Source organism: Stenotrophomonas genospecies 3, from assembly GCF_054473855.1.
Genome location: NZ_JBTMUR010000009.1, coordinates 68,894 through 82,380 on the forward strand (window position 1 = coordinate 68,894; position 13,487 = coordinate 82,380).

At 68.2% G+C, this 13,487-nt stretch carries 13 protein-coding genes; 4 read left to right on the forward strand and 9 right to left on the reverse strand.

Annotation, left to right across the window (positions count from 1 at the left end):
• Window positions 1–89: 89 nt before the first annotated feature.
• On the reverse strand, window positions 90–1,268 hold the full coding sequence (locus ACX9OT_RS13270; RefSeq protein ID WP_277778702.1) for a glutathionylspermidine synthase family protein: 1,179 nt from the start codon (window positions 1,266–1,268) through the stop codon (window positions 90–92).
• A gap of 7 nt (window positions 1,269–1,275) precedes the next feature.
• Window positions 1,276–1,848: a DUF1190 domain-containing protein gene (locus tag ACX9OT_RS13275; protein ID WP_277778703.1), complete on the reverse strand. Its 573-nt coding sequence runs from the start codon at window positions 1,846–1,848 to the stop codon at window positions 1,276–1,278.
• Window positions 1,849–2,284: 436 nt separating this feature from the next.
• On the opposite strand from ACX9OT_RS13275, the gene ilvD reads away from it, so the two are divergent.
• Entirely contained in the window at window positions 2,285–4,123 is a 1,839-nt protein-coding gene (gene ilvD / locus ACX9OT_RS13280; RefSeq protein WP_277778704.1) for a dihydroxy-acid dehydratase, read from the forward strand.
• A gap of 226 nt (window positions 4,124–4,349) precedes the next feature.
• The gene (locus tag ACX9OT_RS13285) at window positions 4,350–5,522 is read left to right on the forward strand and encodes a DUF418 domain-containing protein (protein WP_277778705.1); all 1,173 of its coding nucleotides are present in this window, start codon (window positions 4,350–4,352) and stop codon (window positions 5,520–5,522) included.
• A gap of 92 nt (window positions 5,523–5,614) precedes the next feature.
• Here ACX9OT_RS13285 and dinG read toward each other — a convergent pair whose 3' ends face one another.
• The 3 genes from dinG to aroE all read right to left on the reverse strand — a co-directional run bounded on the left by dinG (window position 5,615) and on the right by aroE (window position 9,087).
• Window positions 5,615–7,717 carry an ATP-dependent DNA helicase DinG gene (gene dinG / locus ACX9OT_RS13290; RefSeq protein ID WP_014038872.1) on the reverse strand — a complete coding sequence of 701 codons (2,103 nt, stop codon included), beginning with the start codon at window positions 7,715–7,717 and terminating at the stop codon, window positions 5,615–5,617.
• Between the two features lie 167 nt (window positions 7,718–7,884).
• Window positions 7,885–8,238 carry a hypothetical protein gene (locus ACX9OT_RS13295; RefSeq protein ID WP_277778706.1) on the reverse strand — a complete coding sequence of 118 codons (354 nt, stop codon included), beginning with the start codon at window positions 8,236–8,238 and terminating at the stop codon, window positions 7,885–7,887.
• 3 nt (window positions 8,239–8,241) lie between these two features.
• Window positions 8,242–9,087 carry a shikimate dehydrogenase gene (gene aroE / locus ACX9OT_RS13300; RefSeq protein ID WP_277778707.1) on the reverse strand — a complete coding sequence of 282 codons (846 nt, stop codon included), beginning with the start codon at window positions 9,085–9,087 and terminating at the stop codon, window positions 8,242–8,244.
• A gap of 48 nt (window positions 9,088–9,135) precedes the next feature.
• Between aroE and ACX9OT_RS13305 the strand changes: the two genes are divergently transcribed.
• Entirely contained in the window at window positions 9,136–10,008 is an 873-nt protein-coding gene (locus tag ACX9OT_RS13305; protein ID WP_277778708.1) for a TolB family protein, read from the forward strand.
• Window positions 10,009–10,158: 150 nt separating this feature from the next.
• Here the strand turns inward: ACX9OT_RS13305 and ACX9OT_RS13310 are convergent, their stop codons facing one another.
• From ACX9OT_RS13310 to ACX9OT_RS13325, 4 genes are all read right to left on the reverse strand, one after another.
• A complete protein-coding gene (locus ACX9OT_RS13310; RefSeq protein ID WP_049400875.1) occupies window positions 10,159–10,428 on the reverse strand; it encodes a hypothetical protein in 270 nt (89 codons plus the stop codon).
• A gap of 32 nt (window positions 10,429–10,460) precedes the next feature.
• Window positions 10,461–11,450, reverse strand: a complete 990-nt coding sequence (hemB, locus tag ACX9OT_RS13315; RefSeq protein ID WP_032129123.1) for a porphobilinogen synthase — start codon at window positions 11,448–11,450, stop codon at window positions 10,461–10,463.
• A gap of 19 nt (window positions 11,451–11,469) precedes the next feature.
• The gene (locus ACX9OT_RS13320; protein ID WP_277778709.1) at window positions 11,470–12,387 is read right to left on the reverse strand and encodes a bestrophin family protein; all 918 of its coding nucleotides are present in this window, start codon (window positions 12,385–12,387) and stop codon (window positions 11,470–11,472) included.
• Between the two features lie 122 nt (window positions 12,388–12,509).
• Window positions 12,510–12,758, reverse strand: a complete 249-nt coding sequence (locus ACX9OT_RS13325) for a hypothetical protein (RefSeq protein ID WP_006475755.1) — start codon at window positions 12,756–12,758, stop codon at window positions 12,510–12,512.
• A 184-nt stretch (window positions 12,759–12,942) separates the two neighbouring features.
• Here ACX9OT_RS13325 and ACX9OT_RS13330 point away from each other — a divergent pair, with 184 nt between their 5' ends.
• Window positions 12,943–13,407: a hypothetical protein gene (locus ACX9OT_RS13330; RefSeq protein WP_014038879.1), complete on the forward strand. Its 465-nt coding sequence runs from the start codon at window positions 12,943–12,945 to the stop codon at window positions 13,405–13,407.
• Window positions 13,408–13,487: the final 80 nt, after the last annotated feature.

Here is a 13,487-nt window from a genome sequence, read left to right on the forward strand (position 1 = left end):
GGCGCCGACCAAGGTCGGCCACTACCCACAGCGGTTGTTCTACGACCGGCGTCGGTTGCCCACGCCGGCCCGGGGGCGCCGCACCGTCATCAGACGTAGATCCGCGTCGGCGCCTCATCAACGATCGCGTGCGGCACGAAGCGCGCGCTGTCGCGGGTGATCGCACTGTCGTCCTCGCGGATGCCGATGCCGCAGGCGTGGTCACCGACCACCCAGCTTCCGATCAGCGGGTAGCCACCTTCGAAGCGGGTCAGCGGATGCGCACGCTGGATGATCGCCGGGCCGTCGTAGGGACCGTCGCTGCGTTGGGTGCTGCCATCGGCCAGGTGCATCTCGATGTTCGCGCCTTCGCGCGAGAACAGCGGCTTGCGCACCCAGCCCGAGGCCAGCGTGCTGCCGTCATCGAAATGCGCTTCCAGCAGGTTCGGATGGCCCACGTTGCGCTGCCACAGCAGCGGCAGGATGCCCTTGTTGCTCAGCACCGCCTTCCACGCCGGCTCCAGCAGCTGCACGCCCGAGCCGGGCAGTGCGCGACCGAATTCCTCGGCCATCAGGTCTTCCAGCGGGTACAGCTTGAACAGCGTGCCGATCACCGAATCGTCCAGCGCGGTGAAGCGTCTATCCTCGGACAGACCGATATCCTCGATGGCGATGGCCTGGCCATGCAGGCCGGCCTGCGACGCACAGTCGCGCAGGTACTCCACGGTGCCGCGGTCTTCTTCCGAACTGCCCACGGCGCTGAAATACAGCGGCGGCGGCAGCTGCGTGGCCAGTTCGCCGAAGCGCTCGACCAGCGCCTCATGGATCGCATTGAACTGGTCGGCGTGCTGCGGCAGGCGACCGGCGTTGCGCTGGTCCTCCAGCCACTGCCACTGGAAGAAGCTGGCCTCGAACAGCGAGGTCGGCGTGTCGTAGTTCAACTCGTACAGCTTGGCCGGGCCGGTACCGTCGTAGGCCAGGTCCAGGCGACCGTACAGATGCGGCTGGCGCTGGCGCCAGCTGTCGGCGATCCAGTCGCGGTAATGCGACGGAATCGCCAGCTGGTCCATCAGCCGTTCGCTGCCGATGACATCGCCGACCAGGTCCAGCGCCATCTGGTGCAGCTCGGCGCTGGGGTCTTCGATGTCCTGCTCGATCTGGCGCAGGGTGAAAGCGTAATACGCGCTTTCATCCCAGTACGGCTGGCCGTCGATGGTATGGAAGCGGAAACCCGCCTCTTCCGCGCGTGCCCGCCACTGGGCACGCTCGGCAATCCGGATACGCTGCATGGGTCGATCAGCCGCCGTAGCTGCCGCTGGTGCTGCGGCGTGCGCTGGTGTTGCCGAAGCCACCACGGCTGGCGGTGACCGCACGGTTCGGTTCGCTGGTGACCGGCGCCAGGCCCGCCTTGCCGGCGCCGATGCCGCTGGCGGTGTTCAGGCCACCGGTACCGCCCGGTGCCGGACGCGCCCAACCAGCGCTCTTGTCCTGGTAGGCCGGCGACGCCGCCGGCGCCTGCGGCGCCAGGCCGCCGCGGTTGCTCAGCATCTGCGACATGAAGAAGCCCATCATCATCGGGCCGATGAACGAGGTACCGGCCGAGGTGTGCTGCTGCACGCACTGTTCCGGCTTGTAGTCCTTCTCGCAGGCTTCCTTGCTGGCGTACTTCGGCGCCGCATCGGCGGCCTGCTTCTGCGCTTCGGCGAACGCATTGCGGCACGACGACGGATCGCCGGTGGCCTCGGTGCAGGCCTCCACCGAGGTGTACAGGCCTTCCTGCACCTTCACCTCCGGCTCCTTCTTGCAGGCGGTGAACAGCAGCGGTGCGGCGCTCATCAGCAGCAGCGCGGTGGTGCGGGAACGTTTCATGGCCTCATGCCCTGTCGACGGATCAATGCCCCAATGATGCCAAATCCGGACCAGCAACCGGAATCGGCAAAGTCCGAAAGATGAACGGACTTTCATTTTCGTCGTTCCCCATCATCCACGCGTGGCGTGGATACATCGTGTCGACCAAGGTCGACACCCACCAACAGCATTGGGAAAGTGTCGAAGGCGGGGTGGGTCCGGTTGCGGGGGCGTGAGCGCCATGGATGGCGCGACCGAGGCTACATGGACGTACTTGCGCCGTCCCCCGCAACCGGACCCACCCCGCCATCCCACGGATAGGCCAGCTGTTGCCGTTGCTTCGGCAGGTGCAGGGCGCAGCCCTGCCGAATCCTACCCGGTGGTTGCAGCAGCAACCGAAAAAATTGGCCATGATCGGCTGACCCCCACGTTGTACGGCCCGCCCGTTCCGCCAGCCATGCCTGAATACCGCTCCCGCACCTCCACCGCCGGCCGCAACATGGCCGGCGCCCGCGCCCTGTGGCGTGCCACCGGCATGAAGGACGGCGACTTCCACAAGCCGATCATCGCCATCGCCAACTCCTTCACCCAGTTCGTGCCCGGCCACGTGCACCTGAAGGACCTCGGCCAGCTGGTCGCGCGCGAGATCGAACAGGTCGGCGGCGTCGCCAAGGAATTCAACACCATCGCCGTGGACGACGGCATCGCGATGGGCCACGACGGCATGCTGTATTCGCTGCCCAGCCGCGAGATCATCGCCGACGCCGTGGAGTACATGGTCAACGCGCACTGCGCCGACGCGCTGGTGTGCATCAGCAACTGCGACAAGATCACCCCCGGCATGCTGATGGCCGCGCTGCGCCTCAACATCCCGGTGGTGTTCGTCTCCGGCGGGCCGATGGAAGCGGGCAAGACCAAGCTGTCCGAGCACAAGCTGGACCTGGTCGATGCGATGGTGGTGGCCGCCGATGACAGCGCCTCCGACGAGAAGGTCGCCGCGTTCGAGCGCAGCGCCTGCCCCACCTGCGGCTCCTGCTCGGGCATGTTCACCGCCAACTCGATGAACTGCCTGACCGAAGCGCTGGGCCTGTCGCTGCCGGGCAATGGCACCACGCTGGCCACCCATGCCGACCGCGAGGCGCTGTTCCGCCGCGCCGGCCGCCTGATCGTCGAACTCTGCCACCGCTGGTATGGCGGCGAAGACCCGAGCGCGCTGCCGCGCGGCATCGCCACCCAGGCCGCGTTCGCCAATGCGATGACCCTGGACATCGCCATGGGCGGTTCCACCAACACCATCCTGCATCTGCTGGCTGCCGCGCAGGAAGCGGAGGTCGACTTCGACCTGACCCACATCGACGCGCTGTCGCGGCGCGTACCGCAGCTGTGCAAGGTGGCGCCGAACACGCCGAAGTACCACATCGAGGACGTGCACCGCGCCGGCGGCGTGTTCGGCATCCTCGGTGAACTGGACCGCGCCGGCCTGCTCGAAACCACGGTGCCGACCGTGCACAGCGCCAGCCTGGCCGAAGCACTGGAACGCTGGGACGTGGTGCGCAGTGACAACGACACCCTGCATACCTTCTTCAAGGCTGGCCCGGCCGGCATCCCCACCCAGGAAGCCTTCAGCCAGGCCACGCGCTGGCCGACGCTGGACGTAGACCGCGCCGAGGGCTGCATCCGCTCGCTGCAGCACGCGTATTCGCTGGAAGGCGGGCTGGCCGTGCTGCGCGGCAACCTGGCCATCGATGGCTGCGTGGTGAAGACCGCCGGCGTGGACGAGTCGATCCATGTGTTCGAAGGCCCCGCGCGCGTCTACGAAAGCCAGGACGCCGCCGTCGCCGGCATCCTCGCCGACGAAGTGCAGCCGGGCGAGGTGGTGGTGATCCGCTACGAAGGCCCGAAAGGCGGCCCCGGCATGCAGGAGATGCTGTACCCGACCAGCTATCTGAAATCGAAGGGGCTGGGCAAGCAATGTGCGCTGCTCACCGATGGCCGCTTTTCCGGCGGAACCTCGGGCCTGTCGATTGGCCACGTCTCGCCGGAAGCCGCCAGCGGCGGTGTCATCGGCCTGGTGGAAAACAGCGACCGCATCCGCATCGACATCCCGGCCCGCCGCATCGACCTGCTGCTGGATGAGGCCACGCTGGCCCAGCGCCGCGCCGACGCCGATGCCCGCGGCTGGAAGCCGCGCGCACCCCGCCCGCGCAAGGTCACCAGCGCGCTGAAGGCTTACGCGCTGCTCGCCACCAGTGCCGACAAGGGCGCCGTACGCAACACCGCGCTGCTCGGCGATTGACCCCCGTGCGGTAGTGCCGGCCGCTGGCCGGCAGCCTCATCGATGTGGGCCATCGCGGTGCAGGTGCCGGCCAGCGGCCGGCACTACCCCTGCAACAACCGCCGCATCGTTCTGGTGGGTGCCAACCTTGGTTGGCACGGAACCCACAGCGCCGACCAAGGTCGGCATCTACCAACAACGGTTGCCGGCCAGCGGCCGGCGCTACCGATCCGGTACGCTGCGCGGCATGACCCATCGCCCGCCGCGCCAGCCCCTCATCGATGCCCTGCGTGGGTTCGCGTTGCTCGGGGTGTTCCTGGTCAACCTGCGCTTCTTCTCGCTCGATGCGTTGATGACCGAGGCCGCGCAGCAGGCACTGCCCAGCGCGGCCCTCGACCATGCCATCCGCACCGGCATGGCGTGGTTGGTGGACATGAAGGCGATCACCCTGTTCTCGCTGCTGTTCGGCATGGGCGTAGCAATGCAGATGGACGGCTACGCTCCCGGTAGCATGGCCGCGCACCTGCGGCGGATGGCAGTACTGCTGGTGATCGGCCTGCTGCATTCGGTGCTGGTCTGGTGGGGCGACATCCTGCTGGTCTATGCGCTGGTGGGCCTGCTGCTGCCATTGTTCCGTCACCTTGGTGATCGCGCACTGCTGTTCATTGGGATGTTCATCGCCCTGTTGCTGCCACCGCTGCTGTCGCCGTGGATCCGCGAATGGGTCGCCCTGCTCACACCGCGCGCGCAGATGAACGCCATGGCGCTCGATGCCCTTGCGCACGGCACGCTGGCGCAGGCGTGGTGGCACAACCTGCAGCTGGCCGCATGGCTGAAGCTGAGCAACTGGGCGCTGTTGTTCTTCGTGCTCGGCCGCTTCCTGCTGGGCTACTGGGCCGGCCGCCGCGGACTGCTGCAGCAGCCGCAGGCGCATCTGCCGCTGCTGCGCTCGATCGCCATCGGCAGCCTGCTGCTGACGGCGGTGTTCCTGTGGATCGATGCCCAGGCCGATGCGCTCAAACAGGCATGGCCGGCGCTGCGCGCGGGCGTGCCCGGCTACCTGCTGCGCGTGTCCTATCGCGTTGCGCCGCTGGCACTCGGCATTGCTGCGGCGGCGATCTTCACCCTGCTCTATCTGCGTCCGTGGGCCGAGCGCATGCTGCGCGTGTTCGTGCCGGCCGGACGCATGGCACTGAGCAACTACCTGCTGCAAAGCGCGATCTGCGTGCCGCTGTTTGCCGGCTTCGGGCTGGGCATCGGCTCGCAGTACGGGCTGTGGCCGGTGCTGCTGGTGGCAGCGGTGGTGTTCCCGCTGCAACTGTGGGCGAGCGCGTGGTGGCTGCGTGGCCATCGCTTCGGGCCAGTCGAATGGCTGTGGCGCAGCGCCAGCGAAGGGCAATGGCTGCCGTTACGGCGCTAGCGACCGGAGACGGCGGTGATGAGGTCGTTTGTGCCACTTACGACTTAATTCCCTCCGTCCCCTTTTTGCCGGCCAGCGGCCGGCACTACCGGTCAGCCGATCACGCGCTTGAACGGTGGCAGCGCGTCGATGATGCGCTTGCCGTAACGGCGGGTCAGCAGTCGCGAATCAAGAATGACCACGCGGCCGGTGTCGGTGGAGGTGCGGATCAGGCGGCCGGCGAACTGGGTCAACGTGCGCAGCGCATGCGGAATGGCGATCAGGTTGAAGGCGTTGAGCCCGCGCCCCTCGAACCACTCACTGAGCGTGGCGGTCTGCGGATCGGTCGGCACCGCGAACGGCACCTGGGTGATCACCACGGTGGTGCAGGCCTCACCGGGCAGGTCGAGGCCTTCGCCGAACGAATTCAGCCCGAACAGCACCGAGCCTTCGCCTGCCGCCACGCGCCGCAGATGCTCGTCGATCAGCCGGGTCTTGGACATCTCGCCCTGCACCAGCACCTGCTTGCGGCGCGCGGCCGACATCAGCCCGGCTACCTTCTCCATCTTCCAGCGCGAGGTGAACAGCACCATCGAGCCCTTTGCCCAGTCCAGTTCGGTGTCGAGGTAGCGCGCCACTTCGCGCGGGTGGCCTTCGCGGTCGTCCGGCGTGACCGGGAACTTCGGCACGATCAGCTCGGCCTGGTTGGGCAGGTCGAAGGGCGACGACAGCGAGACCATCTCGGCCTCTTCCGGAATGCCGTTGTCGATCGCCAGCGACTGGAAGTCGCCACCGCCGGTCAGCGTCGCCGAGGTCATCACCACCGAATCCACTTCATCCCACAGCAGCTTGCGCAGCACGTGCGCGGCCGACACCGGTGAGCCATGCAGCACCAGGTCGCCGTCGCGGGTGGCGGTGACCCAGCGCGCCATCGGCGGCGCGCCGTCCTTGTCCTCGCGGCGCCAGGCCTGCCACAGGTTGTACTGCTGCTCGATCATCTCCAGCGCCATGCCCAGGTTACGCTGCAGGCGCTCGCGCGCGGCATCGTCCGGCTTGCCCTTGGCGACCTGCGCGGTGGCGGCATGCGCCCAGTTGTAGAGGCTGCGGGTGTCGTCGGCCAGCGCTTCGATCGGCTCGCGCCAGGCCTCGGGCAGGCGGCCATTGGCCGCGCGCCACATCGGCTCTTCGTCGGCCGGTGCCGGCATCCACACCCGCTCGATGTGGTCACGGAACGCGCGCAGCTGCTTGGCCACGTTGCTGGCGACTTCGATCGCTTCGTTCGGCAGCAGGTTGCCCAACCGATCCTTGTCTACCGCGCGGTAGGCGCCGGCGATCAGGATCTGCAGGCGACCGGTGCGCTTGGCCATCTCGTCCAGCGCGAGGCTGGCCGCACCCTGGTCGATCGCCACGTTGCCGATGTGATGGCCTTCGTCCAGCACCAGCAGCATGTCCGACGGCGGTGCGATCAACGGCTGGCCGTTGTCGCTGTCGCCGATCGACAGCGCCGACAGCAGCAGCGCGTGATTGGTGACCACGATCTGCGCATCACGCACGGTGTTGCGCGAACGCAGCACCGCACACTGCGCCGAATAGGCACAACGACGCCCCGCGCAGCCCGAGGCCGGCGTGGTGATGCGACTGCGCAGGCCGGGGCTGATGGTCTCCGGCGCGTTGTCGATGTCGCCATCCCAGCTGCCGCCGGTGAAGGCGTCGGTCAGGCGCTTGGCGATGTCCATCTCGATCGGCGCCAGCGGCCGGTCGAACAAGGGCGCGTCATCCTCGAACATGCCGCCCTGCGAGCCCTCGCCCTGCGCCTCGGCGGCATTGCGCGTGCAGAGGTAACGGGTACGGCCCTTGGCCAGCGCCACGGTCGCTTCCAGGCCGGTGGCCTTGAGGAAGTTCGGGATATCGCGCTCGACCAGCTGCGACTGCAGCGCCACGGTGCCGGTGCTGATCACCAGCTTCTTCTTGCTGGCCAATGCGATCGGCACGCCTGCGGTGAGGTAGCCCAGGCTCTTGCCGACGCCGGTGGGCGCCTCGACCACGCCGACGCCACCGCTTTTCGACAGCGCACGCGACACCACGCCGATCATCTGGCTCTGCGAGCGACGGGTGGAAAAGCCGGGGGTATTGGCCTGCAGCGTCGTGTACGCCTTGCGGATCGCGTCCTTCAAGGTGTCATCGAGGGTGCGCGGAGCGGCGACGGTTTCGGTCACGCCGGGAATTACCGTAGCTGGATCAGGCCGGGCATTGTCGCATGGCCGGCCGCATTCACCGCCGCTGGGACCCTGAACGGGCCAGCGACGACGCCCGCTGGCGGTCCCGGTCCAATGGCCGGACCATCCCAGGGGCAGATACGCCGGGCATGGCCCGGCGCGACCGGTCAGGCGGCCGGGAGCGTACGGGTACGCAGCAGGCGCACCAGCGCCCACACCAGCAGCACCACGCCGATGGCCTCGACCATCGCCAGCGCGAAGTGCAGCACGCCAAGGATGGCACTCATGCCCGAGATGGCGTCGAAGTTGCCGCTGTTGATCAACCACATCGGCAGGATGCCGGCGGCCATGCTGCCGAGGCTGGACAGCAGCAACAGCACCAGGCCGACCAGGGCGCCGGTGCGGGTGGCATCGCGCGGTGCGCCGACCACCCAGACCAGGCCCACGCACAGTGCGATCAGCACCGGCAGGCGCACGCCCACGATGCTCAGCACCGTCACCATCAGGGTCGTGTTGTCCATCGATCAGTCCTCGCCGGCCAGCACGGCCGAGCCCTGCCGCAGCGTCTGGTAGACCTCGTCGGTCTGCGGACGCACACCGTGCCACTGCAGGAAGCTCTCGGCGGCCTGCTCGACCAGCATGCCCAGGCCATCCACGGTATTGCGGCAGTTCGCTGCGCGCGCCCAGGCCAGGAAGGCGATGGCGGCCTCGCCGTAGTTCAGGTCGACGGCGGTGGTCATCGAGTTGACCAGCGACAGCGGCAGCTTGAACTCGACGTCGCGGTCGCGGCCGGCCGAGGTGGCGTTGACGATCAGTTCGAAGTCGCCCAGCTCGCGCAGGTCTTCCCAGTAGCGGCTGATCGCGCGGCCCGGCTCGCCCATCGCGTCGATCAGTTCATCGGCGCGTTCCGGCGTGCGGTTGACCACCACCAGCTCGGTGATGCCGGCATCGAGGAAGGCCGGAGCGACGCTGCGCGCGGAGCCGCCGGCACCGATCAGCAGCATGCGGCGGCCACGCAGGTCCAGGCCATGGCGGTCGGTCAGGTCACGCACCAGGCCGATGCCGTCGGTGGTGTCGCCATGCCAGCGGTCGCCCTTGCGCAGCAGCGTGTTGACCGAGCCGGCGCGGCGCGCACGTGCAGTCAGCGTGGTGCACATCGAGAACGCGGCTTCCTTGTGCGGCGAGGTGACGTTGGCACCGACACCGCCGTCGGCGGCGAAGGCTTCCAGGCCGGCCAGGAACGCATCCGGGGCCAGGTCGATCGCGCGGTAATCCACCGCGATGCCTTCCTGGCGACCGAACGTCGCGTGGATCTGCGGCGACTTCGAGTGGGCAACGGGGTGTCCGAAGACGGCGTAACGGTCGGTCATGGAATCCTCAAGCTGGCTAGACTGATGCTCTTTCGTGCACGGACCCGGATGATGCGCATCACCCCGCCCCTGCTGGTGCTTGCCGCCAGTCTACTCTCTGCCCCCGTGGCGATGGCGTTGAACGAGTACGGCATCGAAGGCATGGGCGTAGTCTCGACCCGTGCCGACGAGGGCCGCGCCACGATCAGCGCCGATGGCCAGCGCATCGTTTTCGCCCGCCGTGGCGAGGCCGGTTGGGGCCTGTGGGAGGCGCGCGTGGTGGACGGCCGCTGGCAGCAGGCGCAGGCCTTGCCGGTAGGCGTGGCCGGTGAGGCCCATGATCCCTACTTCAGCCGCGACGGCCGCTGGCTGCTGTTCGCGGCCGGCCGCGAGGGCGCGTTGGCGATGTATCGGGCCACTCTCGCCACCGATGGCCAACTGGGTACCGCGCAGCTGCTGGCGGGCGACGCGGGCCGCCGGGAAGAGCGCGGGCCGGCCCTGAGCGCGGATGGCAGGCAGCTGTTGTTTGCCCGCCAGCAGGGCCGTGGCGCCGGCTGGGACCTGTTCGTGGCGACGCTGGATGCGCAGGGACTGCGTGGCCCGGCCAGCGCACTGAGCGCGTTGAACAGTGCCGACGACGAGACCGACGGCGACTGGCTGGGGCATGACGGCGCCGTGGTGTTCAGCCGCGGCAACGGCACGACCACGCAGGTGTGGAGCAGCGGCTGTGCGTGGACCGGTGCGGCGCTGCAGCCATTGGGGCTGTCGTTCAACCAGGCCAGCGGCTGGACCGGCGCGCCGGTGATCGACAACGCCAAGCCCGGCGAGATGATGGTCGCCAGCAGTGCGGCGAAGGCACCGCGTGCCGGTGGCGTGGATGTGTACCGGTTGGCCGCGCCGAAGGTGGCGGCGGTTGCGGGGTGCGTGCCGGGCGCACGGTGACGGCAAACGCCAACCAAGGTTGGCGGCTACCCGGGCGATGGAGGCGCCAGGTGCGTGCGGTAGATCCACGCCGTGCGTGGATGGCCGCTTGGTAGATGCCAACCTTGGTTGGCAGGCGGGAAAGTGCCAACCAAGGTTGGCACCCACCCGTCAGCGCGACAACACCTTGGCGCGCTGCTGCTCGTACTCGATCTCGCTCAGCTGGCCATTGTCCTTGCGCTGGTTCAACGCGGCCAGTTCGGCCTGCACGCTGTCCGGCAGGGCCTGCTCACGGGCGACATGGCGGGCGGCGGAGAGCTGCTCCGGCGGGCGCTTGCCGGCCCGCCAGGCCGCGATGAAGACACCGACGATGATGGCGCCGAACACCAGCGTACCGATGCCCCAGATCAGCCATTGCATCCATCCCAGTTCGGGTCCCATCGCGTAATCCTCCGTCTATCGTGGCGCTATTGTCAGCGCTCGCGCAGCCATCGCGCCACCTGCGGCGCGAAATAGGTCAGCACGCCATCGGCGCCGGCCCGCTTGAAGCCCAGCAGCGACTCCAGCACGCAGGCGCGCTCGTCCAGCCAGCCGTTGGCGAAGGCGGCCTTCATCATCGCGTACTCGCCACTGACCTGATAGGCGAAGGTCGGCACGCCGAATTTTTCCTTCACCCGGCGCACCAGGTCCAGGTACGGCATGCCCGGCTTGACCATCACCATGTCAGCACCCTCTTCCAGGTCCAGCGCGATCTCGCGCAGGGCCTCGTCGCCGTTGGCAGGGTCCATCTGGTAGGTCTTCTTGTCGGCCTTGCCGAGGCTGGCGGCGCTGCCCACCGCATCACGGAACGGGCCGTAGAACGCCGAGGCGTACTTGGCCGAGTAAGCCATGATGCGCACATTGATGTGGTTGTCGGCATCCAGCGCACGACGGATCGCGCCGATGCGGCCGTCCATCATGTCCGAGGGCGAAACGATGTCGACGCCGGCTTCGGCATGCGATACCGACTGCTTGACCAGCGCTTCGACAGTGATGTCGTTCAGCACATAGCCCTTGTCGTCGATGATGCCGTCCTGGCCGTGCGTGGTGTACGGGTCCAGCGCCACGTCGGTCATCACCCCCAGCTCCGGGAAGCGTGACTTCAGCGCGCGGATCGCACGCTGCGCCAGGCCGTCTTCGGCCCACGCCGCCGACGCGTCCAGCGACTTCAGCGAGGGGTCGATCACCGGGAACAGGTCGATCACCGGAATGCCCAGCTCCAGCGCCTCTTCGGCCACCTTCAGCAGTTCTTCGATCGACAGCCGCTCCACGCCCGGCATCGACGGTACTGCGGTGCGGCCGGCCAGTTCGTGCACGAACACCGGGTAGATCAGGTCGTCGGTGGTCAGCGTGTTCTCGCGCATCAGGCGGCGCGAGAACTCGTCATGGCGCATGCGGCGCGGGCGGTAAAGCGGGTGGGACATGGCAGGCTCCGAGGAGTGGCTATTGCAACAGGTAGCCCTGCGGCAGCAGGGGTTCGGGCAATGGGCGTTCGCCGAGCGCGTCGAGCTGGTCGATCTCGATCGTGCGCACCAGCGCGTCCAGCGGCAGGTCGTTCGGCTCCAGGCCGAACGGGTCTTCCATTTCTTCGCCCAGCTGGTCCAGGCCGAAGAAGGCATAGGCCAGCACCGCCGACAGCACCGGCGTGCCCCAGCCCAGCGAACTGGCCAGGCCAAACGGCAGCAGCACGCAGAACATCCACGCGCAGCGGTGCAGCAGCAGGGTGTAGGCGAACGGCAGCGGTGTGGTGAGGATGCGCTCGCAGCCGGCCTGGATCGACGACATCGCATGCAGGCGCTCTTCCAGCTGGGTGTAGAGGATCGGGTCGAGGTCACCGGCGCGCAGGGCCTGCGCCAGTTCCCCAGCGATCATCGAGAGCAGCGCGTCGGGCACGTTCTCGCGCTGCCCGAGTTGTTCGCGCTGGCGCTTGTCCAGCCACGGCAGGGCCATCAGCGCCACGATGCGCCCGCGCAGGCGACCGGCCAGTGCATGAGCGAAGGCGGTGGTGAGGTAGGCGATGCGGCGGCGGCGGCCGGTGTTATCGGCCAGCAGCAGGTTCACCTGGCGGGCCAGCGAGCGCGATTCGTAGACCAGCTGGCCCCACAGCTTGCGGCCTTCCCACCAGCGCTCGTAGCAGGCGCTGTTGCGGAAGCTGAGGAAGATCGACAGGACCAGGCCGAGCAGGGTGAACGGCGTGACGGAAACGCGTTCGATGCCGGTGGGCGGCGCCAGTTCCACCACCGCAGCCACGGCAATGGACAGGATCAGGATGGCCAGCACCTTGGGCGCGATCGCTTTGACGATCGAGCCGCGCAGGATGTAGAGCAGTTGCCAGCCGTGGGGACGGGGTCGGATGATCATGGGGCTGCCGCGCCGGGCGCGGATTCACAGGCACGCGGGGGGCTCGCGCAGCCATTCATTGTACGCCCCTGCCCGGCCATGGACCGTGCGCCTGCGACGCCCTGTCGCACCCGGGTGCGGGCTCAGATCACGCCGCCACCCAGGCCGAGCCGGAGGATGCCCACCACCACCACGATGCCGTTCAGCACCAGCCCGGCCCAGGCCCGGCCACGCTTGCTCGGGTGGGTGAACAGGATGCCGAGCGCGGCGATGACCGCGCCCACCGCAGCGAACGGGATCAGGAACCAGTTGCCCCAGCCCAGCAGTGGAATCAGCGCCAGGATCATCCACAACAGCGCCAGTACGCCCCACAACAGACTGATCACACCCATGCCGCTCTCCCGCAGTTGGTTCCTGCCCCAACCATAGACGTTCCCGCTGCCGCCGCCTACTGCCATTGGCGGGGCTGTCACCCCCGCCGTGCTAGCGTGCTGCCGTGCGTGCCCTGGCCCGGGTGTTGGCGCCGATTCAGAGTGGCCCGCCGATGATCGCAACCAGTCCTACAGGGGTCGTGCCATGAACATCCGTTGGGCCGCGTTGGCGGCCATCCTGCTGGTCGCCGCTGGCTGTGCCAGTACCTCCAAGGTGATGCTGGGCCGCGCCCGCGCACCGATCGATCCGGCGCTGGTGCAGATCTATTCGACGCCACCGGCCGGTTCACAGGAAATCGCCCAGCTGGAATCGGCGTCCGCCGTCGGCTTCGGCACCCAGGGCCAGACCGATGCCGCCGTGGCACGCCTGAAGCGTGAGGCCGCCGCGCTCGGCGCCAATGGCGTGGTTTTGATGGGCGTGGGCAGTAGTGGCTCGCCGGTGGGCATGTCGGTCGGCGCCGGCACGTTCGGCTCGCACGTCGGTGGCGGCGTCGGCATCGGTATTCCGACCACGCAGAAGCGCGCCGCCGGCGTCGCGATCTGGGTGCCGAATCCGGCACCGCCCGCGCGGTTGCCGACACAGGTGATTACGCCGCAACCGCAGCGGTGACCCGAGAGGGTCACCGCCGGTAGTGCCGGCCGCTGGCCGGCAACCTCAGAAATCCTCTTCGCCCAAGGGAAATGCCAAGT

Bases quoted from the DNA above. Each gene is read 5' to 3' on its own strand.
- ACX9OT_RS13310 (WP_049400875.1), bottom strand. From the start codon at position 10,428: ATGGGACCCGAACTGGGATGGATGCAATGGCTGATCTGGGGCATCGGT.
- ACX9OT_RS13305 (WP_277778708.1), top strand. From the start codon at position 9,136: ATGATGCGCATCACCCCGCCCCTGCTGGTGCTTGCCGCCAGTCTACTC.
- ACX9OT_RS13270 (WP_277778702.1), bottom strand. From the start codon at position 1,268: ATGCAGCGTATCCGGATTGCCGAGCGTGCCCAGTGGCGGGCACGCGCG.
- aroE (WP_277778707.1), bottom strand. From the start codon at position 9,087: ATGACCGACCGTTACGCCGTCTTCGGACACCCCGTTGCCCACTCGAAG.
- ACX9OT_RS13320 (WP_277778709.1), bottom strand. From the start codon at position 12,387: ATGATCATCCGACCCCGTCCCCACGGCTGGCAACTGCTCTACATCCTG.
- ACX9OT_RS13325 (WP_006475755.1), bottom strand. From the start codon at position 12,758: ATGGGTGTGATCAGTCTGTTGTGGGGCGTACTGGCGCTGTTGTGGATG.
- ACX9OT_RS13295 (WP_277778706.1), bottom strand. From the start codon at position 8,238: ATGGACAACACGACCCTGATGGTGACGGTGCTGAGCATCGTGGGCGTG.
- ACX9OT_RS13275 (WP_277778703.1), bottom strand. From the start codon at position 1,848: ATGAAACGTTCCCGCACCACCGCGCTGCTGCTGATGAGCGCCGCACCG.
- ACX9OT_RS13285 (WP_277778705.1), top strand. From the start codon at position 4,350: ATGACCCATCGCCCGCCGCGCCAGCCCCTCATCGATGCCCTGCGTGGG.
- ilvD (WP_277778704.1), top strand. From the start codon at position 2,285: ATGCCTGAATACCGCTCCCGCACCTCCACCGCCGGCCGCAACATGGCC.
- hemB (WP_032129123.1), bottom strand. From the start codon at position 11,450: ATGTCCCACCCGCTTTACCGCCCGCGCCGCATGCGCCATGACGAGTTC.
- ACX9OT_RS13330 (WP_014038879.1), top strand. From the start codon at position 12,943: ATGAACATCCGTTGGGCCGCGTTGGCGGCCATCCTGCTGGTCGCCGCT.